The 25,370-nt window shown below is 70.5% G+C and carries 20 protein-coding genes; 12 read left to right on the top strand and 8 right to left on the bottom strand.

The window, feature by feature from the left end; translation table 11 throughout:
• Positions 1-7: 7 nt before the first annotated feature.
• The 10 genes from ACFXQA_RS03675 to ACFXQA_RS03630 all read left to right on the top strand — a co-directional run bounded on the left by ACFXQA_RS03675 (position 8) and on the right by ACFXQA_RS03630 (position 14,082).
• On the top strand, positions 8-982 hold the full coding sequence (locus ACFXQA_RS03675; protein WP_394518438.1) for an AAA family ATPase: 975 nt from the start codon (positions 8-10) through the stop codon (positions 980-982).
• Positions 979-2,238 carry a DUF58 domain-containing protein gene (locus ACFXQA_RS03670; RefSeq protein WP_394518437.1) on the top strand — a complete coding sequence of 420 codons (1,260 nt, stop codon included), beginning with the start codon at positions 979-981 and terminating at the stop codon, positions 2,236-2,238. The genes ACFXQA_RS03675 and ACFXQA_RS03670 overlap by 4 nt, the downstream gene beginning before the upstream one ends.
• A complete protein-coding gene (locus ACFXQA_RS03665; RefSeq protein WP_394518436.1) occupies positions 2,235-4,616 on the top strand; it encodes a transglutaminase TgpA family protein in 2,382 nt (793 codons plus the stop codon). Before ACFXQA_RS03670 ends, ACFXQA_RS03665 begins: the two co-directional genes overlap by 4 nt.
• The gene (locus tag ACFXQA_RS03660) at positions 4,613-5,455 is read left to right on the top strand and encodes a PP2C family protein-serine/threonine phosphatase (protein WP_394518435.1); all 843 of its coding nucleotides are present in this window, start codon (positions 4,613-4,615) and stop codon (positions 5,453-5,455) included. The genes ACFXQA_RS03665 and ACFXQA_RS03660 overlap by 4 nt, the downstream gene beginning before the upstream one ends.
• Positions 5,455-6,837, top strand: a complete 1,383-nt coding sequence (locus ACFXQA_RS03655) for an FHA domain-containing protein (RefSeq protein WP_394518434.1) — start codon at positions 5,455-5,457, stop codon at positions 6,835-6,837. The genes ACFXQA_RS03660 and ACFXQA_RS03655 overlap by 1 nt, the downstream gene beginning before the upstream one ends.
• A complete protein-coding gene (locus ACFXQA_RS03650; protein ID WP_394518433.1) occupies positions 6,834-8,450 on the top strand; it encodes a serine/threonine-protein kinase in 1,617 nt (538 codons plus the stop codon). The genes ACFXQA_RS03655 and ACFXQA_RS03650 overlap by 4 nt, the downstream gene beginning before the upstream one ends.
• Before the next feature lies 1 nt (position 8,451).
• Positions 8,452-10,923: an acyltransferase family protein gene (locus ACFXQA_RS03645; RefSeq protein ID WP_394518432.1), complete on the top strand. Its 2,472-nt coding sequence runs from the start codon at positions 8,452-8,454 to the stop codon at positions 10,921-10,923.
• A gap of 195 nt (positions 10,924-11,118) precedes the next feature.
• A complete protein-coding gene (locus ACFXQA_RS03640) occupies positions 11,119-12,444 on the top strand; it encodes a sensor histidine kinase (RefSeq protein ID WP_394518431.1) in 1,326 nt (441 codons plus the stop codon).
• A 43-nt stretch (positions 12,445-12,487) separates the two neighbouring features.
• Positions 12,488-13,210 (top strand): response regulator transcription factor, encoded by a 723-nt coding sequence (locus tag ACFXQA_RS03635; protein ID WP_394518430.1) that lies wholly within the window; start codon positions 12,488-12,490, stop codon positions 13,208-13,210.
• Complete coding sequence (locus tag ACFXQA_RS03630; protein ID WP_394518429.1) at positions 13,207-14,082, top strand: hypothetical protein; 876 nt, start codon at positions 13,207-13,209, stop codon at positions 14,080-14,082. Before ACFXQA_RS03635 ends, ACFXQA_RS03630 begins: the two co-directional genes overlap by 4 nt.
• Before the next feature lie 10 nt (positions 14,083-14,092).
• Here ACFXQA_RS03630 and ACFXQA_RS03625 read toward each other — a convergent pair whose 3' ends face one another.
• From ACFXQA_RS03625 to ACFXQA_RS03610, 4 genes are all read right to left on the bottom strand, one after another.
• Complete coding sequence (locus tag ACFXQA_RS03625) at positions 14,093-14,584, bottom strand: dehydrogenase (protein ID WP_394518428.1); 492 nt, start codon at positions 14,582-14,584, stop codon at positions 14,093-14,095.
• Between the two features lie 76 nt (positions 14,585-14,660).
• Complete coding sequence (locus ACFXQA_RS03620) at positions 14,661-16,409, bottom strand: cation:proton antiporter (protein ID WP_394518427.1); 1,749 nt, start codon at positions 16,407-16,409, stop codon at positions 14,661-14,663.
• Between the two features lie 76 nt (positions 16,410-16,485).
• Complete coding sequence (locus ACFXQA_RS03615) at positions 16,486-16,743, bottom strand: glutaredoxin family protein (protein WP_394518426.1); 258 nt, start codon at positions 16,741-16,743, stop codon at positions 16,486-16,488.
• 112 nt (positions 16,744-16,855) lie between these two features.
• A complete protein-coding gene (locus ACFXQA_RS03610) occupies positions 16,856-17,983 on the bottom strand; it encodes a glycosyltransferase (protein WP_394518425.1) in 1,128 nt (375 codons plus the stop codon).
• A 171-nt stretch (positions 17,984-18,154) separates the two neighbouring features.
• Here ACFXQA_RS03610 and ACFXQA_RS03605 point away from each other — a divergent pair, with 171 nt between their 5' ends.
• The gene (locus tag ACFXQA_RS03605) at positions 18,155-19,075 is read left to right on the top strand and encodes an ROK family protein (RefSeq protein WP_394518424.1); all 921 of its coding nucleotides are present in this window, start codon (positions 18,155-18,157) and stop codon (positions 19,073-19,075) included.
• Between the two features lie 22 nt (positions 19,076-19,097).
• Here the strand turns inward: ACFXQA_RS03605 and ACFXQA_RS03600 are convergent, their stop codons facing one another.
• A complete protein-coding gene (locus tag ACFXQA_RS03600; protein ID WP_394518423.1) occupies positions 19,098-20,435 on the bottom strand; it encodes an alpha-amylase family glycosyl hydrolase in 1,338 nt (445 codons plus the stop codon).
• A gap of 169 nt (positions 20,436-20,604) precedes the next feature.
• On the opposite strand from ACFXQA_RS03600, the gene treS reads away from it, so the two are divergent.
• Positions 20,605-22,926, top strand: a complete 2,322-nt coding sequence (treS, locus tag ACFXQA_RS03595) for a maltose alpha-D-glucosyltransferase (RefSeq protein WP_394518422.1) — start codon at positions 20,605-20,607, stop codon at positions 22,924-22,926.
• A 224-nt stretch (positions 22,927-23,150) separates the two neighbouring features.
• Here treS and ACFXQA_RS03590 read toward each other — a convergent pair whose 3' ends face one another.
• From ACFXQA_RS03590 to ACFXQA_RS03580, 3 genes are all read right to left on the bottom strand, one after another.
• Entirely contained in the window at positions 23,151-23,978 is an 828-nt protein-coding gene (locus ACFXQA_RS03590; RefSeq protein WP_394518421.1) for an SDR family oxidoreductase, read from the bottom strand.
• 139 nt (positions 23,979-24,117) lie between these two features.
• Positions 24,118-24,870 carry an SDR family NAD(P)-dependent oxidoreductase gene (locus ACFXQA_RS03585; RefSeq protein ID WP_394518420.1) on the bottom strand — a complete coding sequence of 251 codons (753 nt, stop codon included), beginning with the start codon at positions 24,868-24,870 and terminating at the stop codon, positions 24,118-24,120.
• Positions 24,871-25,162: 292 nt separating this feature from the next.
• On the bottom strand, positions 25,163-25,348 hold the full coding sequence (locus ACFXQA_RS03580) for a hypothetical protein (protein WP_394518419.1): 186 nt from the start codon (positions 25,346-25,348) through the stop codon (positions 25,163-25,165).
• Positions 25,349-25,370: the final 22 nt, after the last annotated feature.

Raw genomic sequence — 25,370 nt, 5'->3', positions numbered from 1 at the left:
GACACGCATGACCATGACACCCGAGCAGGCCGCCTGGTTCGAGGGCACCTTCACGCGCCTCGTCGACAACGTCGATCACGCCCTGATGGGCAAGCGCGAGATCGTCGGTCTCGTGCTCGCCGCGATGCTCGCCGAGGGTCACGTGCTTCTCGAAGACGCCCCCGGCACGGGGAAGACGAGCCTCGCGAAGGCCCTCGCGGCGACCGTGCAGGGGACGAGCCAGCGCATCCAGTTCACCCCCGACCTGCTGCCCTCCGATGTCACCGGCGTCACGATCTACGACCAGGGCACCCACAAGTTCGACTTCCACAAGGGGCCGATCTTCGCGTCCATCGTGTTGGCCGACGAGATCAACCGCGCTTCGCCCAAGACCCAGTCGGCGCTCCTCGAGGTCATGGAGGAATCCCGCGTCACCGTCGACGGCGTCACCCACGAGGTGGGTCGTCCGTTCCTCGTCATCGCGACGCAGAACCCCATCGAGCAGGCCGGAACCTACAAGCTGCCCGAAGCGCAGCTCGACCGGTTCCTCATCAAGACATCGATCGGCTACCCCGACCTCGAGGTGACCGAGCGCATCCTCGCGGGCGCCTCCGACCGCAACCCGTCGTCGAGCCTCACGCCGATCATCACGACCAGCGCCGTCGGCGAGATGGCCGACCTCGCAGCATCCGTTCACGTCGAGCCCGCCGTCCTCCGCTACACGGCGCAGCTCGCCGAGGCGACCCGCACCGACCCGGCCACCCGCGTCGGGGTGTCGGTGCGCGGAGCGATCGCGATGATCCGTCTCGCCAAGGTGTGGGCGGCGGCGAACGGCCGCCACTACGTCATCCCCGACGACATCAAGCTCCTCGTCGAGCCCTCGTGGACCCACCGTCTCGTGCTCGACCCCGAGGCCGAGTTCGCCGGCACCACGCCCGCCACCGTCATCTCGCGTGTGCTCGAAGCGGTCGCCGCTCCACAGGCGAGGTCCGCCGCCGCATGACGACCGAGTCGCTCGGCTCGACAGTTTCGTCGGGGACCACGCGCACGGCCCTGCGAGAAGTCGCAGCCCCGATGGCCGCGCGCGCGCTTCGACGTGCCCGCGCGGTCGCCCGCGTGGCTCGCCCCCTCGCGTGGGTGCTGCTGGTCGCGGCGATCGTGCTGTTCATCGCCGGTCGGATCCTCGGCTGGCAGGAGCTCGTGATCACGGCGGTCGTGATCGCCACGGTGCTCGTGGTCTGCACGCTCTTCCTGATCGGACGCACCGACTACGAGGTCGGGCTCGACCTGAACCGCACGCGCGTCGTCGTGGGTGATCGCGCCGTCGGTGCGCTCTCGCTCGCCAACACCGGAACGCGCGCGATCCTCCCCTCGCGCATCGTTCTTCCCGTCGGAGCGGGCCGCGGCGAGTTCGCCGTCCGCCGTCTCGCCCCCGGCGACGAGGCCGAAGAGCTCTTCGCGATCCCGACGCAGCGCCGTGCCGTGCTCAAGGTCGGCCCCGTCAGCGTCGTGCGCGGCGATCCGCTCGGACTGTTCGAGCGGGTGCAGCGCCGCGACGAACCCGTCGACCTCTACGTGCACCCCAAGACCGTGCTGTTCGACGGGCAGTCTCTCGGGTTCCTCCGCGATCTCGAGGGTCTGCCGGCCACCGACCTCTCTCGCGACGACGTGTCGTTCCACGCCCTGCGCCAATACGAGCCGGGCGATGACCGACGCCACGTGCACTGGAAGTCGACTGCCCGCACCGGCCAGCTCATGGTCCGCCAGTACGAAGAGACGCGGCGCTCGCACTTCGTGATCGGGTTGTCGCGGCATCCGTCCGACTACCGCGATCCCGAAGACTTCGAGCTCGCCGTCTCCGCCGCCGGGTCGCTCGGCCTCCGTGCCCTGCGCGACTCGCAGCGCGTCGACGTGCGGTCGCAGGGCGGCGCGGTACCCGCCGGCAGCGGCAAGCGCTTTCTCGACTCGCTCTCGGGCCTCGTCTATGCGCGCCCGCGCGAGGGCGACGTGGTCTCGCTCGCCGGGCTCATCGCCGCCACCCTGCCCGCGGCGAGCATCGTCGTGCTGGTGTGCGGAAGCGCGGTGGATGCGACGCGCCTGCGGGTCGCGTGCAGCCGCCTGCCCTCCGGGGCACGGGTGCTCGCGGTCGTGACCGAGACCGGTGCATCGCCGTCCCTCCGCCGCATCGCCGACGCCGACGTCGTGACGGTCGGCGCTCTCGATCAGCTGCCGCTGGCGTTGCGGAAGGTGCTCGGATGACCACGGATCTTCCCCGCCGCCGCTGGGCGCTCGACCTCGGCGCCACCGCGGCCCTCCTCGTCGTACCGATCATCGGCTTCGCGCCCACCTTCGACAGCGCCGTCTACCTCGTCGCCGCGGTCGGCGGCGCTCTGCTCGGTCTCGCCATCGCCGCCGTCGGAGCATGGCGCCGCTGGGGCGTTCTGGTGCTCGCCGCGCTCACCATCGGCGCGTACTTCGTCTTCGGTGCGGCGCTCGCCCTTCCGCACACGGCGATCCTCGGGGTGATTCCATCGATCGACTCGTTCGTCCAGCTCGCGGTCGGTGTGGTGACGTCGTGGAAGTCGTTGCTGACCACCGTGGCCCCGGTCGCTGCATCCGACGGGCACCTTCTCGTTCCCTTCCTGCTCTCGCTCATCGCGGGTGTGCTGAGCGCGAGCTTGGCCTTGCGGGCCCGCCCGCCGGCATGGGCGCTTCTTCCGGCCGCGGCGTTCCTGGCGGTGCAGATCGCCCTCGGTACGGCGAGGGCCGCGGCGCCCCTCGTGCAGGGACTGCTGTTCGCCATCGTCGCGATCTCGTGGCTGGCGGTGCGGCAGGCTTGGCAGCCCGCGCGCGCGGCCATCTCGATCGGCGAGGAGGGCCAGGCGGCACCCTCGGGGCTCGCCACCCGGCGCCTCGTCGCGGGGGCGATCGTGCTCGCGATCGCCGCGACGGCGGGTGTCGCCACCAGTGCACTGGCCGCGGCGAACGAGCCTCGCTACGTGCTGCGCGACGTCGTGATCCCGCCCTTCGATGTGCGGCAGTACCCGAGCCCCCTGCAGTCGTTCCGCGCCTACGTGCGGGACTACCCCGACGAACCGCTGTTCAGCGCGTCGGGGCTGCCCGAGAAGGCGCGCATCCGCCTCGCGACCATGGACGCCTACGACGGCACCGTGCTCAACGTCGCCGACGAGGGTGCGGGGTCATCGAGCGCCTTCTCTTCGGTGCGCAGCAACATGTCGCCCGAGGCCACCGGAACCCCCGTCACGATCCACGTCGAGGTCGAAGCCCTCGACACCGTGTGGCTGCCCGACGCGGGGCAGATGACGCAGGTCACCTTCGAGGGTGATCGTGCGGAGCAGTTGCGACGCACCGCGTACTACAACGACGCCACCGGCACGGCGGTCGTCACCGCGGGTATCGAGCGCGGGGTCGCCTACACGTTCGACACGCTGCTGCCGGCCCAGCCGAGCGACGAGCAGCTCGCCGACGTCGACTTCGCTCCGGTTCGCATGCCCGAACAAGAAGACGTGCCGACCGACTTCGCCGAGATCGCCTCGGACATGGTCGCCGACGCGACGACGCCCATCGAGCAGGCCCGTGCTCTGCAGCAGGCGCTCTCGCAAGACGGATTCTTCAGCCACGGCCTCGAAGGCCAGGTGCTCTCACGGGCGGGCCACGGCGCCGAGCGCATCTCGACCCTTCTGAACGGCCAGCAGATGATCGGCGACGACGAGCAGTACGCCGTCGCGATGGCGCTTCTCGCCGGGCAGCTGGGCATGCCGGCACGAGTCGTCATGGGCTTCTACCCCGACGAAGACCAGACCGGTCCGGTGTTCACCGCGACGGGCGAGTCGCTGCACGCGTGGGTCGAGATCGCCTTCGATCGTTACGGGTGGGTGTCCTTCGACCCCACGCCGCCCGAGGATCAGGTGCCGAACGACCAGACCACCAAGCCGCGCGCCGACCCGAAGCCCCAGGTGTTGCAGCCTCCGCCCCCCGAGCAGCAGCCCGTCGATCTTCCGCCGACCGTTCCCGACGAGCGCGGCTCGGAGGACGAAGAGAACGACATCGCCAGCATCATCGGCCTCATCCTGCTGATCATCCTCATCGTGCTTGCCGTGCTCGCGCTGTTCCTCGCGCCGTTCGTCGTCATCGGCGGGCTGAAGTCCGCGCGACGTCGCCGGCGCCTGACGGCCGAGCGTTCGGCTGACCGCATCAGCGGCGGGTGGGACGAGCTTCTCGACCGATCCTCCGACTACGGCACGCCCGTTCGCCCCGGCGGCACGCGCGCCGAAGACGCAGTCGTCGTGGGCACGGCCTTCGCCGAGCCGCAGGTCGCATCGCTTGCCCGCCGCGCCGATGCCGACGTCTTCGGCCCGGCCGATCCGACGCCCGAAGACGTCGAGGAGTTCTGGCGCGAGGTCGACGGCATCATCGGAGGCATGCGCCAGAAGGTCTCGTTCTGGCGCCGCCTGCGCGCGTCGCTCGAGGTGCGCTCGCTTCTCGCGGGCACGCGATTCGCCCTCCCCGAGCCGCGTCAGCGACGGAAGCCCCGGAGCGAAGCGGATGCTGCTTCGGCACCCGATGCACCCACGACGCCCGACACGAGTGACGGCGCAGAAGGAGAACGCGTATGAGCGCCGGTCCCGTTTCGGTCGCATGGGGTGCCGCGACCGACGTCGGCCTCCGACGTTCGCTCAACGAAGACAGCCACCTCGCCGCGTTCCCCCTCTTCCTCGTCGCCGACGGCATGGGCGGGCACCAAGCGGGCGAAGTGGCGAGCGCCACCGTCATCGAGGAGTTCTCGCGACTGGTCGGACGCCCGAGCCTCACCGTCGACGACGTGCAGTCGAGCGTCGCCGAGGCCCGGCGCCGCGTCGACGCGCTCCCCGAGGGCGGAGGAGCCGGCGCCGGCACGACTCTCACCGGGGTCGTCGTGGCCGACATCGACGGCGACGGGTATTGGCTGACCGTGAACCTCGGCGACTCGCGCACCTACCGCCTGAGCGAGGGCGTGCTCGAGCAGGTGAGCGTCGATCACTCGGTGGTGCAAGAGCTCGTCGACGCCGGCGAGCTCGACGCCGCCGCCGCGGCGCAGGATTCGCGCCGCAACGTCATCACCCGGGCCCTCGGGGCGGGCAGCGACAGCGAGCCGGACTACTGGCTCCTCCCGGCCGAAGAGGGCGATCGGCTTCTCATCTGCTCCGACGGACTGCCCACCGAACTCGACGACACCCGCATCGACCACATCCTCCGCACCGAGACGCATCCGCAAACCGCCGCAGAGCGTCTCGTCCGCGAGGCCGTGGCCGCGGGCGGTCGCGACAACGTCACCGCCCTGGTCGTCGATGCGATCGAGGTACGAGCCCGTGAGGGGCGCGATCGCACCGAGACCATTCCCGTCGCGGAGTTCGGTCAGAATGGCGAAGAAGACACGCTGCCCCGGGTGCGCGTCCGCACAGAAGGAGAACGCTGATGGCCGAGGTCGGTTACGTCCCCGGCACGTTGCGCGTCGTCGTCGCGGGCCGCGGAGTCGTCGTGCTCGGCGGCGGGGCGACGGATGCTGCGACCCTCGCGATCCGCGACCGCCTCGCCGCGGGCGAGGGCTTCGGCGCTGTCGTCGACGTGCTCGCCGAGGGCGAGTCGCTGGCCAATCTTCCGGCTTTCGTCGTGATCTTCGACGAGGGCGCCGTCTGGCGCATCAGTGCCCGCGGCGGACTCTCGGCGGTCGTGACCACCGCGTCGGGCACAGAATCGGTCGACGGCTCGACGGCCGGTACGTGGTCTGAGCGCAGCATCTTCCGCGCCACCCGACTCGTCGTCGGCGATCCCGATGCCCCGACCTGGCCGATCGCCGACGGGGTGGTGCTGGCCTCGGCCGTCGTCGTGTCGTCGATCGACGCCGAGATGCTCGTCGAGTCCGAAGCCCCGGCGCCCGCGGCCACGGAGGATCCCGTCGAGACCGAAGCTCCGGTGCCCGCCGTCACGGAGGAGCCCGTCGAGCCCGACCTTCCTGCCGAGCCGGATCTTCCCGCCGAGCCCGACCTTCCTGTCGAGCCCATCCAGCCCCACAGCGTCGAAGAGGTGCGTGAGCCCGCAGCATCCACCCCGCCCGTGCCCCCCGTGCCCCCCGTCGTGCCGCTGCCGGCGGTCGTTCCGCCGCCGCCGCCCCTGCCCGCTTCCGTCGTCGACGAGGGTGTGCTCATCGACTCGATCCCGCCGTTCCTCCGGGGCGGTGGCTTTCCGCCGAGCCCGGCGCCCGCGTCGCCGACCGCGCCCGTGCAGATCGGCACCCCCGGCTCCGTCGACGAGCTCGAAGCGACGACCGTGGTGGGCCGCCCCGATCGCGACAGGGTGGGTGCGCCGCCGGCCGAATCCGGTGACGTCGAGCCGCCGGCCGACGGCGATCACGACGGAGAAACCCTTTCACTCGAAGAGGCGCGCCGGCTGCGCGCCACCGGTGGTCTTCCCCCGATCGCCCCGTCGGTGGCCCCACCCGTGGCGGCGCCGGCCACGGCGATCGGTCGGCTCCGGCTGTCGACCGGGCAGCTCGTGCTGCTCGATCGCACCGTGATCATCGGGCGTCGTCCGAAGTCGGCGCGCGCGTCGGGCGCCGATATGCCGCACCTCATCGGTGTCGCCAGCCCGCAGCAAGACATCTCGCGCAACCATGTCGAGGTACGTGTCGAGGGCGACAGCATCCTGGCCACCGACCTGCAGACGACCAACGGCACCACCCTGCGGCGGCAGGGGTCGATACCCACGCGCCTGCACCCGGGCGAGGCCACGATCCTCGTCGCGGGCGACGTGCTCGACCTCGGAGACGGCGTCACCGTCGCCATCGAGGGCCTGCCGTGAGCGGTCGCCGACCGCCGCAGTCACCGCCCGATCTCGCGGGTTTCCGGTTCGTCGAGCTGCTCGGTTCGGGCGGCTTCGCCGACGTCTTCCTTTACGAGCAGCAGCTGCCCCGGCGCCGCGTCGCGGTGAAGGTACTGCTCCCCGATCGCATGGCGAGCGGTTCGATCGCCGAGTTCACCTCCGAGGCGAACGTCATGGCGATGCTGTCGACGCACCCCGCGATCGTGACGATCTACCAGGCGGGTGTGGCCGACGACGGTCGCCCGTATCTCGTGATGGAGTACTGCCCGAAGCCGAACCTGCAGGTGAGGTATCGGTCGGAGCCGTTCTCTGTCGCCGAGGCGCTGCGCATCGGTGTGCAGGTCGGCGCCGCGGTCGAGACGGCGCACCGCGCCGGGGTGCTCCACCGCGACATCAAGCCCGCGAACATCCTCGTCACCGAGTACAACCGGCCGGCGCTCACCGACTTCGGCATCGCCTCCGCCGCCGGCGCAGGAGATGCCGGCGGTCTGTCGATCCCGTGGTCGCCGCCGGAGGTCGTCGCCGAGTCGCCGACGAGCGATGCGCGCTCCGACGTGTGGTCCCTCGGGGCCACGGTGTACAGCCTCCTCGTCGGCCGCTCTCCCTTCGAGCTGCCGGGTCAGCGCAACACCGGGGTCGACCTCATCACGCGCATCGAGGCCATGCCGCTCGCCCCGATCGGCCGCACCGACGTGCCCGCGTCGCTGCAGCGCGTGCTGCAGCGCTCGGTGTCGAAGTCACCGGCGGATCGGTACCCCACCGCCCTCGATTTCGCTCGGGCGTTGCAGAAGGTGCAGATCGAACTCGCACACTCCGTGACGCCGATCGACATCATCGACGACGGCAAGCCCGCCGGAGTCGTCGACGACGCCGACGACGGCCTCACGCGGGTTCGCGGCGTGGTCAGCATCGACCCGATGGCCGCCCCCGGGCCGGCGACCCGCACCCCGGCTCCGGCCCCCGAGCTGTGGGCGCCCGACGATGCGACCCGCCGCACGGGGCGCGAGGCTCCGCGCGATGCCGATGCCACCGTCGTGCGTGTGGCCGCGATCGACCCGACGGCACCCGCCGCCCCGCCCCGGTACGAGACCGCCCCCGCACCACCGGTGCCGCAGACTCCCGCGGCGGCCGCAGCATCCGCCCCTTCTTCTGCGGCGCCGCCCGCCCCGCGACCTTCGAAGCGCGGGTGGTGGTTCGCGATCGGAGCCGCCGCGTTCGTGGTGGTCATCGGCGTGATCCTCGCCATCGCGTTGCCGGCGGTCCTCGGCGGTCCGCCCGAGCCGACCCCCGAAGCCTCGCCGAGCGATAGGCCCGTCGACGTCGTGCCGGTCGCCGCCCCGGTGCCCGAGGGCCTCGCCGGTGTCGTGGGCGCCGACGGCGTCGTCTTCACCTGGACGAATTCCGACCCTGCCGAGGGCGACGAATTCCTGTGGGGAGTCGTGACGCCCGGCGGCGGCGATCCCGCGCTCGAGCGCACGGCCGAAACGACCGTGACCGTCCCGGCCGATGCCTCGGGAACGACCTGCATCCAGGTGCTCACGCGCCGCGCGACCGGCCAGGCCTCGGCGCCCGCGACGGCCTGCGCCCCCTGAAGTGAGCACTCTCGAGACCTCTTCTCGCACGCCCGTCCGCCGTGACATCCAGGGCCTGCGAGCCCTCGCCGTCGTCGCGGTGGTGCTCGCCCACCTGATCGGATGGCCCCGCGGCGGATTCGCCGGCGTCGACGTCTTCTTCGTCGTATCGGGGTTCCTCATCACCGGCTTGCTGCTGCGCGAGCTCTCAACGACCGGGCGCATCTCGCTGCGGGACTTCTATGCGCGTCGCATCCGCCGCATCCTGCCCGCGGCGCTTCTGGTGCTCCTCGCGGTGGCGGTCGCGGCGTTCTTCGTCTTCAATCGCACCCGCGCCGACCGCACGCTGTGGGACGCCGTGGCGGCGTTCGCGCTCGTGGCGAACTGGCGATTCGCCGCCGAAGGCACGGACTACTTCCACGCGGCCGATGCGGTCTCGCCGTTGCAGCACTTCTGGTCGCTGTCGGTCGAGGAGCAGTTCTACTTGGTGTGGCCGGGTCTGCTTCTGTTGCTCGTGCTCTTCCTGCCGGCGGCCGCACGGCGGACGGGTGCTGCACGCGGCGTCGTGGCGGCGGCGGCGCTCGTCATCGTGGCGGCGTCGGGCGGGTGGGCGATGGTGCAGACGGCCGCGGATCCGACCGTCGCCTACTTCTCGACCGCGACACGCGCGTGGGAACTCGGTCTCGGCGCGCTGGTCGCCGTCGCCGCGCCTGTTCTCGGGCGTCTCCCTGCCGCGCTCCGCTGGGTGATGGGGTGGGTCGGCGGGGCCGCGGTGGTCTGGTCGTTCTTCGTCCTCGACCCCGACACGATGCTCTTCCCCGCGCCCTGGGCGATTCTGCCGGTCGGGGCCGCGGTACTCGTGATCGCGGGGGGAGTGGGCGGCGACCCGCGCCAGCGCCACCTCTTTCCCCTGACCAATCCGATCAGCGTCTTCGTCGGAGACCTCTCGTACTCGCTGTACCTCTGGCACTTCCCCGTCATCGTCTTCGCCGCGGTGCTGCTCCCGGTCGGCGCGGAGGCCACGCCCGTCATCGCCGCCGCGATCGTGGTGCTGTCCGTGAGCGCCTACTTCCTGGTGGAGCAACCGCTGCACCGGTCGCCCTGGCTTCGCCGGAAGGGCGGGCGTGAAGCGGTGTCAGCGGATGCTGCGGTGCCGACCGCGCCCTCGCCGAGGCCCGCGCCCGCCCCGACCAGCGGCGCCCGCCTCGACGCTGCTCCCGCGAACGCCGCCCCGAGGCTTTCGTCGACGCGTCCGGAGGGGTGGACTCCGGGAACCCGCTACTACCCCGGGGCGAGGCCGCGTCCGGCCGAGAACCCCGCGCCCGCGCAGATCGAGGCCACGCGAGAGGCCGCCGCCTCGATCGCGTCGAGCGAACCGCAGCCCGCTGCGCTCGAACGTCGTGTCGCCGCCGAGCCCGCTTCCCAGCCCGCCTCCGTGCCCGCGGTCGAATCGACCGTCGACCGGGGTCAGACCGCGGGCCCGTCGCCCTGGGCGGCATGGCGGGCGCGGTTCCGGCCCCAGTTCGGCCTCGGCTTCGCCGGTCTCGGTATCGGCGCGGGTGTCGTGGTGCTGCTCACGATGGTGTCGTTCGGTTCTCCGGTGATCGGTCCGCTGCTTCCGCCGCCGGGCGAGGTCGCGGTTGCGCCCGCCGAAGATCCCACCTCCGTCGTACAGGGCGAGCTCGCGGCCGCCGTCTCGGCCACCGAGTGGCCCGCGCTTCGGCCCTCGCTCGACGAGGTCATGCAGCGATCGTCGAGTGCGAATCCCGCGCGCGACTGCTTCTCGCCCAGCTCGGGGATCGACCTCGGCCGGTGCACCTGGGGCGACGGGCGCGCCGCCCGCCACATGTACCTCGTGGGTGACTCCAGTGCCCTCGCGTACGCGCCCGCCTTCAAGAAGTTGGCCGAGGAGAGCGGCGGAGCCTGGCGCATCACGACGGTGGGCATGTACGGCTGCCGTTTCACCGATGTGCTCGTGCAGAACGACGGGGCGGGTGTCATGGCCGCGTGCCCGCAGCGCAAGCTCGACGTCCGCAGCATGATCGCGGCCGACCCGGCCGACCTGATCGTCGTCTCGAACGCGTACACGCTCGCTCACACGATCGACGGGCGCAACCTCACCGAGGGCGATCTCCTGCGCGGGTCGCAGGCGGAGGCCTCGACCTACGGGGCGCCCGGCCGCATCGTGTACCTCGCGCCGCCGCCGAAGGGCGGCGACCTCTCTCGGTGCTACTCCCCGGTGTCGGCACCGGCGAACTGCGCCACCGCCGTCGACCCGACCTGGCACAACATGGAGGCGGCCGCGGAGTCGATTGCCGCCGCATCCGGCGATCATGCCATCGGGTCTCTCGGATTCAGCTGCTGGCAGGAGATCTGCCCGGCCTTCGCCGCAGGCATGCCGATCCGCTACGACGAGTCGCATTTCACCGTCGCCTACGCCGAGCACATCGTGCCCGTGCTGCGCGCCGATCTCGCCGCCACCGGTCTCTTCTAGCCGCGGCGCTGCCGTCCGTTCGGAGGAGATCTGCGCTTCGGAGGGCGGATGCTGCCGAGCGACCCTCCGTTATGCAGATCCCCTCCGATATGCCCGCTGGGCGGGTAGGCCGCCGCGCGCGCTTAGGGCTACCCCGAAGAAGCGCTCCGGATGCCTCGGGGGTGGCACAGCGACCCGAGTCCTAGCGTGGGGGTTATGAGTTCGCAGACCGCCGCCCCGCCGTCCCCGCCGGCGCCCGCCTCCACCGCAGCATCCGCCGCCGTACCGCCCCCGCGCCACCTGTCGTCGATCGCCTCGCCCCTGCGGGTCGCCGGCGCCGCCGCCCACCTCGCCGCCCTCGGCATCGTCGGCACGGTCGTGTTCGGCGCGATCTTCTCGATCTTCGCGACCGGGGTCGGCCTGACCTTCGTCGCCGGCGTCGGGCTTCTGGTGCTGGTGGCACTCATCTACGTGCTGTTCGCCGTGGCCTGGCTCGAGAACGCCCGGGTCGACGGGCTCTACGGATTCGGTCTGCCCCGGCTCACGGTGCGTCGCCCGGTGCGTCCGGGTTTCAGTGGCGTCATGCACATGTTCTGGCGGCAGGCGATCGACCCGTCGGTCTGGCGGGCCATCGCGAACCTGGCGATCTCGACCATCCTCGGCACCATCGTCCTCCTCCTGGTCTCCGTCGCTGCGGCGGGCGTGGTGGTGGCATTCGCTCCGCTCTACGCCACCGCCGGCATCGCCCGGCTCGGCACTTTCGGGTTCGACATCGCGGTCGGCTGGGCGCCGGTGGTCGGCCCCCTCATCGCCCTCGTCGCGCTCGCCGCGATCATCGGACTCGCACTCCTTCATGGGGTGCTGTCACGGCTCATCCTGGTGCCGTCTCGTGAGGCGCAACTGGCCGCCGAGGCACACAAGGCGGGGGCGCAGCGTGCCGGAGCGATCCGCGCCTCCGAGGTCGAACGCACCCGCATCGAGCGCGACCTCCATGACGGGGTCCAGCCGAGGTTGGTCTCGGTCGGCATGACGCTCGGCCTCGCGCGGCAGAAGATCGACGACGACCCGGCCGCGGCGAAGGCCCTTATCGAAGAGGCTCACACCTCGACGAAGGCCGCGATCACCGAACTCCGCCAGCTCGCCCGGGGCATCCACGCGTCGGTGCTCGATGACCGGGGGCTGGATGCGGCGCTCTCGGCGCTTGCCGCGAGGTCGCACGTGCCCGTGCATCTCGACGTGCGCATCGACGGCCGCTGCGGACGCACCGCCGAGGCGGCGGCCTACTTCTCGATCGCGGAATCCCTCACGAACGCGGCGAAGCACTCCCACGCGAGTGCCGTGCGTGTCGTCGTCCGCAGCCGCGAAGACGGCAGCCTCTGGGCCCGCGTCGAAGACGACGGTCTCGGCGGTGCGCGCATCCTCCCGGGTGGCGGCCTCGACGGCATCACCAACCGCATCGCCGCGGCGGGCGGCACGTTCCGCCTCGACAGCCCGCAGGGTGGCCCGACCGCGCTGGAAGTGAGCGTCCCGTGCGCGCCATGAGCATCGCCCCGAGAACCTGCCTTCGAACCGAACGGAGCACGACATGCGCATTCTGATCCTCGAAGACTCCGTCCTCCTCCGCGAGGGCCTCGTGCGCCTCCTCGACGACGCCGGCCACGAGGTGGTCGCCGCCCTCCCCGATGCCGGCGCGCTCGATGAGACCGTCGCCGAGACGCTCCCCGAGCTCTGCATCCTCGACGTCCGTCTACCGCCGACGTTCACCGACGAGGGCATCCGTGCCGCGGTGCGGCTGCGGGCGCAGCATCCGACCCTCCCGGTCGTCGTGCTCTCGCAGTACGTCGAAGAGCGCTACGCCAGCGACCTCATCGCCGGCGGCGGCGGGGCGTTCGGCTACCTGCTGAAAGACCGTGTCGCCGACGTCTCGGACTTCCTCGACACCCTCCGCCGCATCTCCGAGGGCGCCACCGTGCTCGACCCCGAGGTCGTGGCGCAGTTGCTCGGCAGGCGCAGCCGCGACGAGCGGATGCAGCGACTCACCGAACGCGAACGCGCGGTGCTGTCGCTCATCGCCGAGGGCCGCTCGAACCAGGCCATCGCGGGCGCCCTGTTCGTCTCCGAGGCGAGCGTCGAGAAGTACATCACCGCCATCTTCCAGAAGCTCGGACTCGAGCAAGACGAGTCGGGCAACCGGCGGGTGCAGGCAGCGCTCGTCCATCTCGAGCACGGCTCGAACGAACCCGGCCTCGATAAGCACGCCTCTCAGACGAACAGCGGCTCCGCGCCGCAGACAGGATCACGACGATGAGCACCGAGACCCGGCCCCCTGCACCCCCGCAGGCCGCTCCTGCGCAGCCCATACCGCCGCAGTCCGCTCCGGCGCGCCCGAACGGCTCCCTCCCCCGATCTGCGCCGCGGGTGATCGCCCTGCTCACCGCGGCTCTCGGCGCGGCCGTGGTGGTGGGGACGGTCGCGAGCGCCGCCGTCTCCACCTTCGACGTGGCGAGCTCCCACAGCTTGTCGACGTTCGTCGGTGTCCGCGGAGTCACCGCCCTCGACCTCGACGTCGATGCGGCCGAGCTCACTGTCGTGTTCGACGATGTCGACGGGGCGTCGCTCGAGGTCGAGGACTCCGGCGGCGGGGAGTGGACGTTCGAGCGCGACGGCGCGGCGCTTCGAGTCGCTTCGCCTCGCGCGCCGTTCACCTCGTGGTTCCGCGGCGGAAACGGCGACGCGACCCTCACCCTCCCCAACGAGCTCGCGGGTCTCGACGCCGACGTGGCGATGGCCGGTGGCTCGTTCGAGGCCGACGGCGACTTCGGTGACCTCGAAATCGAGCTCAGCGGCGGTGAGGTGACGATCGGCGGATCGGCCGACACCGTCGCCGCCGACGTGGCCGCCGGGCGCGGCGAGGTGAAACTCGAGAACGTCTCGTCTGCACGGCTGTCACTCGGCGCGGGCGAACTGATCGCCGAGCTGAGCGGGTCGGCACCGGAAGAGGTCACCGCGTCGGTCAGCGCGGGTTCGCTGGAACTGACCCTGCCCGACGAGACGTACGACGTCACCAGCGAGCTGGCGGCGGGCGACGTCGACAACCGCCTGCGCACCGACCCCGGCGCGACGCGCACGGTGTTCGTCGAGGTGTCTGCGGGCAGCGCGGTGCTGCGCGCCGACGACTGAAAGGGCGGCGTCAGCGGCCGGTGTCGAACAGATGCCGGCCGCCGTGGCCGAGCACCTTCACGACGACACCGCGGGCGTGGAGGTCGGCGACCGCGCGGGTCTCTTCTTCGAGGGTGGCGCCGAGGGCGTGCACGTTCGCGACGACGAGCACGTCGCCCGAGGCGAGGGTGTCGAAGAACCGTGTCAGGCGGTCGGGCCAGACCTCGAGCGTCTCGGGCGCGGGGTGGCGGAAGCCTTCGATCGGAACACCGAAACGCGTGAGGTCGTCTCGCTGCTCGACCACCGACGGCATGCCGGGGCGCGAGACGACGAGCCCGACGAGCCGCGAACCGGCGGGGCGGGCGAGCCACCAGTCGCGGTCGCGCTGCAGCTCGGTGAAGCACTTGGGGCAGTCCGCCGCCACGTGAGGCAGGTGCAGCGGACTCGTCAGCGCATCGGTGTGCGAGGCAGAGCTGTCGGAGACAGCATCGTTCTGCTCCGCAGCATCCGTCGTCTTCGTCATGACACCCTCTCGCGTCTTTCCCATTGTGCGGGAAGCCACCCGGGATCGCACCATCGGGGTCGGAGAGGAGCGGATGCTAGGCGCCGCCGTCGAGACGCAGTTCGAGGCTGAGCTGATCGGCATCGAGCTCGGCGAGGGTGTGGCGGAGCACGGCGGTACTGTACTGGCCGTCACCCGTCAGTTCGTTGAGGCGTTCGCGCATGACCTCGATGATTGCCAGCCGCAACTGCAGAATGTCGTGCGCACGCGCGTCGTCATCGTCTTCGGGGGGCTGCGTCATACGGGCGCCGACCGTCTGCACGAGCTCTGCCGGGAACGGTTCGCCATCTCGTCGTTCGAGGGGCCGGGAGGCGATGGCTTGGCCAGCCGCCTCGCGCAGCTCGGCGTTCAGTGCCTGCTGCTCTTCGCGGGAGGGGCCCTCGGAGTCGGCGCTCTGCAGGCCCAAGACCCGCACGAGGCCCGGGAGTGTCAGCCCCTGCAGCAAGAGGCTGAAGACCGCGACCAGAAAGGCCACGAAGATCAGCAGGGGCCGCTCCACGGTGTCGCGGGGGAGGGTCTGGGCAGCCGCCAGCGTGACGACGCCCCGCATTCCCGCCCAGACGATGATCGTGCCGTGCCGCCACCCGAGCGGTGACTCCCGGTAGTAGTCGAGATCGGCCATGAGCCGACGCATTCTGGTGCGACCCATCTCGAGTCGTCGGCGCGGGCGCTCGGGGTCGGCGCGGGGCCCCCGACGTCTGCCCATCGTGGGGTCGGCGTCGATCGTGGCCTCGTACTGGTCGAGACGCTCGTTCATGGCGTCGATCCGCCCGGAGGTTCTTCGTCGGCCGTGGGCGCGTCTTCCCTGCAGCCAGATGATCCCGGAGACGTAGGCCGCGCGCACCACGAGGATGATGCCGAGCGCCGCGAGTGCCAGGCCCACCCCCTGCCAGGCGCCCTGACCGCGGGCCAGGTTCTGGCGGAAGATCTCGTCGAGTTCGAGGCCCATCACCAAGAAGACCGCGCCCTCGAGGATCAGTTCGATCGTGCGCCAGTTCAACCGATCCGAGATGCGTTCCTCGGGGGTGAAGCGACGCGCGGCGCCCTGCCCCGTGACGATGCCCGCGACGACCGCGGCGACCAGCCCCGAGCCGCCGAGGTGCTCGGTCGGGAGGTAGGCGATGAACGGAACGGTGAAGCTGAGCGCCGTGTTGGCCGCGGAATGAGCGACCCACGACCGCACGCGGAGGTTCACGAAGCCGACGACGGCGCCGATGACCAGCGCGACGAAGACCGCCCGGCCGAATGCCGCGAGGGTGTCGCCGAAGGCGAACCCTCCGGCCACGGCCGCGATCGCCGTGCGCAGCAGCACGAGGGCGGTGGCGTCGTTGAGCAGGCTCTCGCCCTCGAGCATCGTCACGACCCGGGGGGCGAGTCCGAGGCGTTTCGCGATGGAGGTCGCCACGGCGTCCGTCGGGCTCAGGATGGCTCCGAGGGCGATGCCCAGCGCGATGCCGAGGCTCGGGATGAGCCAGGCGAAGAACAGCCCGAGGGCGACGGAGCTGACGACCACGAGCAGCACCGACAGTCCCGCGATGGGCCCGAAGTCGCGGCGGAACTCGACCGCGGGCAACTGCACCGCGGCGGAGTACAGCAGCGGTGGCAGTACGCAGACGAGGATCAGCTCGGGGTCGACCTCGAACGGCGGTACGAAGGGGAGCAGGCTCACGCCGAGCCCGAGCGCCATGAGGATGAGCGGACCGGCGAGGTTCAGGCGCGGCCCGAACGCCGTCGCGAGGCAGATCACGACCACGGCGACGACGATGAACGGGAGGGCCTCTAGCACGAGACGAGCATAGGACCCGAGCCTTGGGCCTGATCGCGGTCAGGGCCGAACGTGCGGCCGAGCGTCGGCGGCCGACTCAGATGAGCGAGAGCTCGCGCAGCTTCGCTTCGACGTCGGCGTTCGACGGCTCGACGTGGTGCGAGGTGTCGGGGTAGACGACGACAGGAATCTGGGTGCGGCCCGAGATCTCGCGGGCGACGTCGGCGGCGGCCGGGTCTGCCTCGAGATCGACGTACTCGTACGAGACGCCGAGATCGTCGAGCTGCTTCTTGGTGCGACGGCAGTCGATGCACCAGGCGGCGCCGAACATCTTCACGGGGGTGTCGGTAGTCATGTATCCAGGCTACGCCGCGAGATCGGCACGCGGGCTTCCGGCCGGGGCGCGGGCTCCGTGATCGCGAGAGCCCGCGTGCGGGCCGACTGCCCGCGTTTCGCGACGACGCGCGTCAGAGAGCGAGTTCGTCGGCGAGGGGCGTCGGCGACTCTTCAACCTTGGCACCGCGCTGCTTGCGGGGCGCGTACACGACGAGGGCGTGGAAGAGGAACCGTACGACGAACGCGGCGATGAGGGTGAGGGCGGCGGCGAGCACGCTCGGGATGTGGGTGCGCTCGACGAGGACCCACAGCACGGGGATGCGGATGATCGCCTCGATGCCGTTGAAGGCGAAGGATTTGATGAACCGATGCCTCATCAGCCCCGAGTCTTCGCGCATGTCGGCGAAGACGAGGTACTCGAGGAGGAGGAAGTTGCTGATGATCGTGATGATGCTCGCCACGATCGACGCGAGCACGTATTCGACGCCGAACTCGATCAGCGCCCACATGATCGCGAGGTTCGCCAGGGCACCGACGCCGCCGACCAGGGCGAAGGCCGACATGCGACCGAAGCGCAGCATGGTCAGCTGCGTGAGGAAGCGGATGCCCTGCGAGAACGAGGCTTTGGACTCGCCAGCGTAACGCTCGGCGAAATCGAAGGGCACCTCCGCGACGCGCATCTGCCGGCGGGCGAGGATCTCGAGGAGGATCTTGAACCCGCGCGGACGCAGCGATTCGATGTCGATCGCGTCGCGGTTGACGAGGAAGAACCCCGTCATGGGGTCGGAGCATCCGCTGAGCTTGCGAGGGAACATCGCCTTCGTCAGCAGCGTCGACGCGCGGGAGACTCCGGTGCGCACGGCGTTCGCCAGACCGTCGGACGTGCCGCCCGCGGTGTACCGCGACGCGACGACCACGTCGGTGTCGCCACGCGACGCACGCGTGAGCATGTGGGGAATGACCTCGGGCGGATGCTGCAGATCGCCGTCCATGATCAGGCACCATTCCGACGTCGCTGCCTGGATGCCTTCGACCACAGCGCCGCCGAGACCACCGGTCGGGTGGTCGCGGTGGATGAGGCGTACCGGCGCGTCGGTGCGGGCCGCAGCCTCGCGGATGATGTCGGGCGTGCTGTCCGTCGAGTCGTCGACGAACACCACTTCATACGCCGTGCCGGTCAACGAAGCGTCGAGGCGGCGGAGAAGTTCCCGGACGTTCGGACCCTCGTTGAAGGTGGGAACGATGACGGACACATCCATGAAGGACTCTCGATCTGCTGGTGCCAGGGACGGTTCAGCCTAACGGGGCTTCCTGAGTCGCACCTTTCAGACCCCACAGGCTCGAGAATCGGCCCCTGAGCCCGTCGGAGGGTGGGTCGATCAGCCCGTCCGGATCCGTCTCGTGCGGCACCCGTCGATAGCATCGACCGTGTGTCCCACCCGATGAACGACCTCGCCCTCGCCGTCGACATCGGCGGCACCAAGCTCGAGGCCGCCCTCGTGACGCCCGACGGGCGTCTCGTCGAGGGCAGCCGTCACCGGGCTCCCACCGGCCGGGAGCGGTCGGTCGAAAACCTCGACGCGTCGGTGGCCGACGTGGTGCGCGCCGCCCTCGCCGCGGTGCCCGACGGCGCTCGCGTCGTCGGAGCGGGCGTCGGCTCCGCCGGGCCGGTCTCCCTCCCCGGGGCGATCTCGCCTCTGAACCTGCCGCAGTGGCGGGAGCACCCGATCGGGGAGCGCGTCGCGGCGCTCTCGGGCCTGCCGACGACCGTGCGCCTGGACGGGCAGTGCTTCGCGCTCGCCGAGGCGTGGTCGGGATCGCTCGCCGGTTCGCAAAACGCCATCGCCATCGTCGTGTCGACGGGCGTCGGAAGCGGCCTCATCGTCGATGGACATCTGCTCTCGGGTCGCACCGGCAACGCCGGTCATCTCGGTCAGATGCTGCTGCGCGACGTGGCCGAGGGGGAAGACCCCGCCGACGCGAGTGTCGAACGCATCTGTTCGGGCACGGGCACCGTCGCGTGGGCACGCAGCCAGGGCTGGGCGGGAACGTCGGGCGAAGAACTCGTCGCCGACGCGCAGAGCGGCGGCGAGATCGCCCGGCGGGCGCTGCGGCGTTCGACGCACGGTTTGGCTCAGGCGCTCGTCTCGGTCGCCGCGCTCGTCGACATCGAGGCGGTGAGCCTCGCCGGAGGCTTCGCGCTCGGCTACGCCGGGTACGTCGACGACGTCGCGGCCGCGCTCGAGCGGTTCAGCGTGCTGCCGCACACCGCGACGTTGTCGGTGCACCGCTCGTCCCTCGGCACCGACGCGCCCCTCATCGGTGCGGGTGGGCTCGTCTTCCGCGTGTGACGGCGCCCGGGGGCGTGACGCCCTAGCGACCGAGCACGGCCCATCCGTGGGGCGGCAGTTCGGCGCGGCCGTTCGCCAGCGTCGCCGACCCCGCGAGCACGGTCGTCGCGTCAGCGGCGGGGAGCGACGCGGGTTCGTCGGCGAGGTTCAACAGCGTCACAAGAGCGTCGAAATCGGTCGCGGTACGCACGGCGAGCGCGGTGTTCTCGACGTGAACGACGTCGGAGCGGGCGCTGTGCAGCCACGCGTGGCGTCGGCGCAGGGCGATCAGCTCTCGATGCGCGGCGAAGACGCCCGGGGCGTCGGACTCCGCTCCCGGCAGCGAGGCGTCGCCCGCGGGGGGCTCCTCGGGAAACTCCGGGCGTACCGCGTCGTCGCCGCCCACGCGCTCCTCCTTGACGGCCCGCAGCCCGTACTCGTCGCCCGCGTAGACCATCGGCGTACCCGCCAGCGTCATCAGCAGGGCGACGGCGTGCGGCACGTGCCGTGCATCGCCCACCGCCGAGGCGATGCGACTCACGTCGTGGTTGCCGATGAACGTCGTGGGGACGAAGGTCGCCAGCAGCGCGTTGTTCCGCTCGATGGCGTGCTTCGTCTCGAACAGGTTGGCGTCGGCGAGTCCGTGCCAGATGCCCTGCCAGAGCTCGTACTGGGTGAGCGAGTCCATGGTCGACTGCTCGACGATCGCGGCGGCGTCGCCGTGGATAACCTCGCCCGTGATCCAGGCATCAGGATGCTGCGCACGAACCCGCGGCAGGACCCTGGCCCAGAAGGCGGGGTCGACGGCATAGGCCGCGTCCAGTCGCCAGCCGTCCGCTCCCCGGTCGAGCCAGTGCGTCATGACGTCGACGACGAGCTGCTCGACGGCCGCCGACGAATGGTCGAGGGCGACCAGCGCATCGTGGCCCTCGAAGACGTCGGCGTGCACGGGCGATCCCGGTTTCCACCCGCTCCAGTCCACCCGGAACAGCGCCGCCGTCGAAGCCTCCGGTCCCCGCTCTTCCAGCAGGCGGAACGACGGATGCGCGCGCCCGACGTGATTGAACACCCCGTCGAGCAGCACGCGCACGCCGCGCTCGTGCGAGGCCGCCACGAGCCGGTCGAAGTCGGCGTCATCGCCGAGCCGTGGGTCGATCTCGAAGTGGTCGGTCGTGTCGTAGCCGTGCGTCGACGAGGTGAAGACCGGCCCGAGCGCGAGCCCGTTGAGCCCGAGATCGACGACGTGGTCGAGCCACCGTTCGATGCGGCCGAGGCGGTGGTGCACAGCATCCGTCGTCTCATGTTCGGGTCTGACGGATGCGCCGACGAAGCCGAGCGGATAGACGTGCCACCACATCGCGTGGTCGACCCAGAGTGCCATGAACCCCAGTCAACACGCTCGCGCAGACGGGGGAGCGGGCTTGCGTCTCGGGCCCCGACGGCTTACCGGCTCGGCTCGGCACGGTCAACACCTGCACGGCTGGTCACCCGCCGCGGATAGCATCGAACGACCTGATTGATGTGCTGTGCTGTCCGGGAAGGACCCCTCCATGGACGAACCAATCGAGCGCGACTCGAGTGCCACCGAAAACGACGAAACGATCGACCGCGACACGACCGAGATCAGCTACGACGAGCAGCGCTACCCCGCACGCCCCCGTCGCCTGCGGCCCCGCGATCAGATGCGCGGCGGGAGCCTGCGGCGCTTCGCCTCGGATCCGCGAACCGCCAACGGAACGAACCCCGCGTACATCGAGTGGCTTGTGCGCCAGTCGATGCTGAAAGACGCCGACGTGCTCGGCCGTCAGCTGTCGGGGCAGCCGTCGATGTGGCGGAACCCGTATGCCCGACCCGACGCGCGACGGGCGATCGAGACCAGCGATGTGTGGTTCACCGCCTACCCGCTGTCGCTCATCACCCGCCCCGGCGAATCGTTCCTCCACGCCCTCGGCGACGAGGGGCTGTGGGAGGCGTTCGAGCAGGTCGGCATCACGGGCATCCACACCGGGCCGGTAAAGCGCGCCGGGGGCATCACCGGCTGGCAGGAGACGCCGAGCGTCGACGGTCACTTCGACCGCATCAGCACCCAGATCGACCCCGATTTCGGTGACGAGACGGCGTTCCGGCGTCTCGCCGACATGGCCGACAGCCACGGCGGCAGCGTGATCGACGACATCGTTCCCGGTCACACCGGAAAGGGCGCCGACTTCCGTCTCGCCGAGATGGCGTACAAGGACTACCCGGGCATCTACCACATGGTCGAGATCCCGCCGGAGGACTGGCGTCTGCTGCCCGAGATACCCGAGGGCCGTGACTCCGTCAACCTCGACCGCGATACCGAGCGAGAGCTCAGCGAGCGCGGCTACATCATCGGCGAGCTGCAGCGCGTCATCTTCTACACCGCCGGGGTGAAAGAGACGAACTGGAGCGCCACCGCCGCGGTCACGGGCGTCGACGGCGTCGAACGCCGCTGGGTGTACCTGCACTACTTCAAGGAGGGCCAGCCCTCGATCAACTGGCTGGACCCCACCTTCGCCGGTATGCGCCTGGTCATCGGCGACGCGCTCCACTCGCTCGGCGACCTCGGCACGAGCGCTCTGCGTCTCGACGCCAACGGGTTCCTCGGGGTGGAGAAGAGCGCCGAAGGTCTTCCGGCCTGGTCGGAGGGGCACCCCCTCTCGCACGCCGCGAACCACATCATCGCGAGCATGGTGCGAAAGGTCGGGGGGTTCACGTTCCAGGAGCTGAACCTCACGATCGAAGACATCCGCGACACCGGGGGCGTCGGCGCCGACCTGTCGTACGACTTCGTCACGCGCCCGGGCTATCACCACGCGCTGGCCACGGCGAACACCGAGTTCCTGCGGCTCGCGCTGAACCAGGCGCTCGAGATCGGCGTCGAGCCGGTGCAGCTCGTGCACGGGCTGCAGAACCACGACGAGCTCACCTACGAGCTGGTGCACTGGGCGACCACGCACCGCGACGACGTCTACACCTACCGGCACCGTGAGGTCACCGGTCTCGAGCTGGCGGAAGAGATCCGCGCCGACCTGACCGAGGTTCTGACGATCGGCGCGGACTACAACCTCGTCTTCACCCAGAACGGCATCGCCTGCACGACGGCATCGCTGATCGCCGCCACGCAGGGCAAGGCCACCCTCGACGACATCACCGACGCCGACATGCCGGCCATCCGCGACGCCCACCTGTTGCTCGCGCGTTACAACGCCTGGCAGCCCGGCGTCTTCGCGCTGTCGGGATGGGACCTGACCGGCACGCTCACGCTGCCCGCGTCGGAGGTGAGCTCGCTCATCTCGACCGGCGACACCCGGTGGATCGAGCGCGGCGCGCACGATCTGCTCGACGTCGATCCCGACGCCGTCCGGTCGGCGGCCGGCATGCCCCGTGCGCGCTCGCTGTACGGGCCGCTCCCGACCCAGCTGACCCAGCCGGAGTCGTTCATCTCGGGGCTCCGTGACGTACTCGCGACCCGTCGCGCGAACGACATCGCGATCGCGTCGCAGATCGACGTGCCCCAGGTCGCGCACCCGAGCATGCTGGTGATGGTGCACCGTCTCGACGGCGGCGACAAGCGCAACGTCGACGCGCAGCTGCAGATCACGGTGCTGAACTTCTCGGGCGAGCCCATCGAGGGCACCGTGCGCTCCAAGAGCCTGACGCCGCGGAGCGGGGTGATCGACGCCGACACCGGCGAGACGATCGCCAAGGTCGACGACCTGCAGAGCTTCCCGATGTCGCTGCCGCCGTACGGCGGGTTGTTCCTGCTGCTCGAGGCGCCCGATCCCGAGGCCGAGGCGGAGTGGGACTCGCGTCCGCTGACGCGGGCCATGCCGATCATCACCGGCGTCTAGGTCTGGACGAAGAGGAGGGCGGCCCCGTTGCGGGACCGCCCTCCTCTTGCATGTGTCAGCCCTGGGCGGCTCGCAGTTTCGCTCGCGCTGCTCATTTGTGGGTGACGCTGTTCATTTGTGGGTCGCGCGGTCCTTCTGTGCGCGCGCTGCCCATTTAGACGCAGCGCCCGCACCAAACAGCAGCGCGTGCGGCTCGGCGGCCGTTCGCGAGGGTGCCCTGCCGGTCAGCCCTGGGCGAGCTGGGCCACGTCGTCCCACTTCTCCCACGTCTCGAGACGCGAGGTGTAGTCGGCCTTCGCGATGCCGAGGGGAGCGGCGCCGAAGAACACGCGCAGCGGCGGCTCTGCCGCATCCACCACCTTCAGCAGGGCTGCCGCAGACGCGGTCGGGTCACCCGGGCCGCTGCCAGCGCGCGCGCTGCGTGCCTTCTCGCTCTGCTCGCGCAGCTCGTCGTACGCCGGGTTCGCGTCGGACCGGCGTGAGCTCGGTCCCGACCAGTCGGTCGCGAACCCGCCCGGCTCGATGAGGGTGACGTGGATGCCGAAGCCGGCGACCTCCTGCGAGAGGGCCTGGGAGAAGCCCTCGAGCGCCCACTTCGAGGCGTGGTAGGCGCCGACGTTCGGGAACGCCGAGATGCCGCCGATCGACGAGACCTGCAGGATGTGGCCGTGCCCCTGCGCCCGCAGGATCGGGAGTGCGGCCTGGGTCACCCAGAATGCGCCGAAGAGGTTGGTCTCCATCTGGTCGCGGAGCTCTTGCTCGGTGACCTCTTCGATCATGCCGAAGTGACCGTAGCCCGCGTTATTGATGACGATGTCGAGCGCGCCGAACTTTTCGTACGCCTGCCGCACAGCGGCGAAGTCGGCGTCGCGGTCGGTCACGTCGAGGGCGAGGGGGAGGAGAGCCTCGCCGTACTTCTCGACGAGGTCGTCGAGAGACGAGATGTCGCGGGCCGTGGCCGCGACCCGGTCGCCGCGCTCGAGGGCGGCGATGGCCCATTCGCGACCGAAGCCGCGGGAGGTGCCGGTGATGAACCACGTTTTCTGTGTCATGTGAGCAATGACACCGCGGCCGCGGCTGGTATTCCCCGGTTCGCTCCGCGCTTCGCGATATCGGGCGGGCGGATGCTTCGCCCGCACCGTTCTGCGCATGCGAGTGATCGCATCCACATCACGGTGCGGGCGAGCGTGCTCAGTGGGCGGAGTAGCCGCCGTCGACGAGGTGGTAGCTGCCCGAGATGAACGAGGCGTCGTCGCTTAGCAGGAACAGCGTGAGGGCCGCGACCTCCTTGTCGGTGCCGAGTCGGCGAGAGGCATGCTCGCCCTCGAGTGCGGTCAGCGCCTCGCCCGAGAGGCTCGAGCGTACGAGCGGGGTGTCGATGAAGCCGGGGCCGACGGCGTTCGTCCGCACGCCCAGGGCGGTGTACTCGAGCGCGGCGACCTTCGTGAGGCCGATCAGCGCGTGCTTGCTGGTGACGTAGGCGGCGTTCTGCGCGATACCGACCGAGCCGAGCACCGACGCCATGTTGACGACGGCTCCGCCGCCTGCGGCGACGATGGCGGGCAGCTGGAACTTGAGGCCGTAGAAGACACCGTCGAGGTCGACCGCGCGCACGCGATCCCAGGCGGCGATGTCGTAGTCGCCGATCGTCTGCGGGGGCGCTCCGATACCGGCGTTGTTCACGGCCAGGTGGAGGCCGCCGTAGGTCTCGGTCGCGAAGGCGACGGCTGCCTCGGAGTCTTCCCACTTCGCGGTGTTCTGCGTGAACGCCGACGCCGTGCCGCCCACGGCGGTGATCTCATCGACGACCGACCGCGCAGCATCCAGGTTGATGTCGGTGACGACGACCGACGCGCCTTCTGCCGCGAGTTCGCGCGAGATCTCCGCGCCGATACCGCTGCCGCCGCCGGTGACGATCGCTACCTTGCCGTCGAAACGAGCCATGAGTGCACTTCCCTTCGCTGTCGCGGGGAGCGGATCTCACACCCCGCGCTTTTCATGCGTGTGTATAGATGTAAACAGCTCGGCGCCCGATGAATTCCGCGGTGATGGTCTTGCGGATCGCGACGGGTGCTTCGCCCGCACCGAATCGTGCGTTGTTGACCAGGCACCCGCGTTTCGGTGCGGGTCAGAAGAGCGACGGATGCTTCGCCCGCACCGGTTCGCGTGTGCAGGCGACGCATCCGTATCTCGGTGCGGTGGAGGTCTGCACGACGCGCTGCCCGGGTGGTGGGTGTCAGACGCCGTCGGAGGTCGACGCGGCCGTCTCCGCCGAAGACGTCGCGCGACCGAAGAAGCGGGGGCGTGTGTGCGTCGCGGAGGCGGTGCGGGGGACGATGCCGTCTCCCATGGCGGCACCGAGGGCGCTGGCCCAGATAGGGCTGCCGCCGCGGGTGGAGGTGTTGTCGGGAATGTAGGACATGGGTGTCTCCTGTGGTCGAAAC

Origin of the sequence: Microbacterium shimangi (genome assembly GCF_043556445.1) — a bacterium.
Classification (GTDB): Bacteria; Actinomycetota; Actinomycetes; order Actinomycetales; family Microbacteriaceae; genus Microbacterium.
The sequence above is the reverse complement of the archived record's forward strand: the minus strand, read 5'-3'. Positions and strand labels throughout refer to the sequence as shown.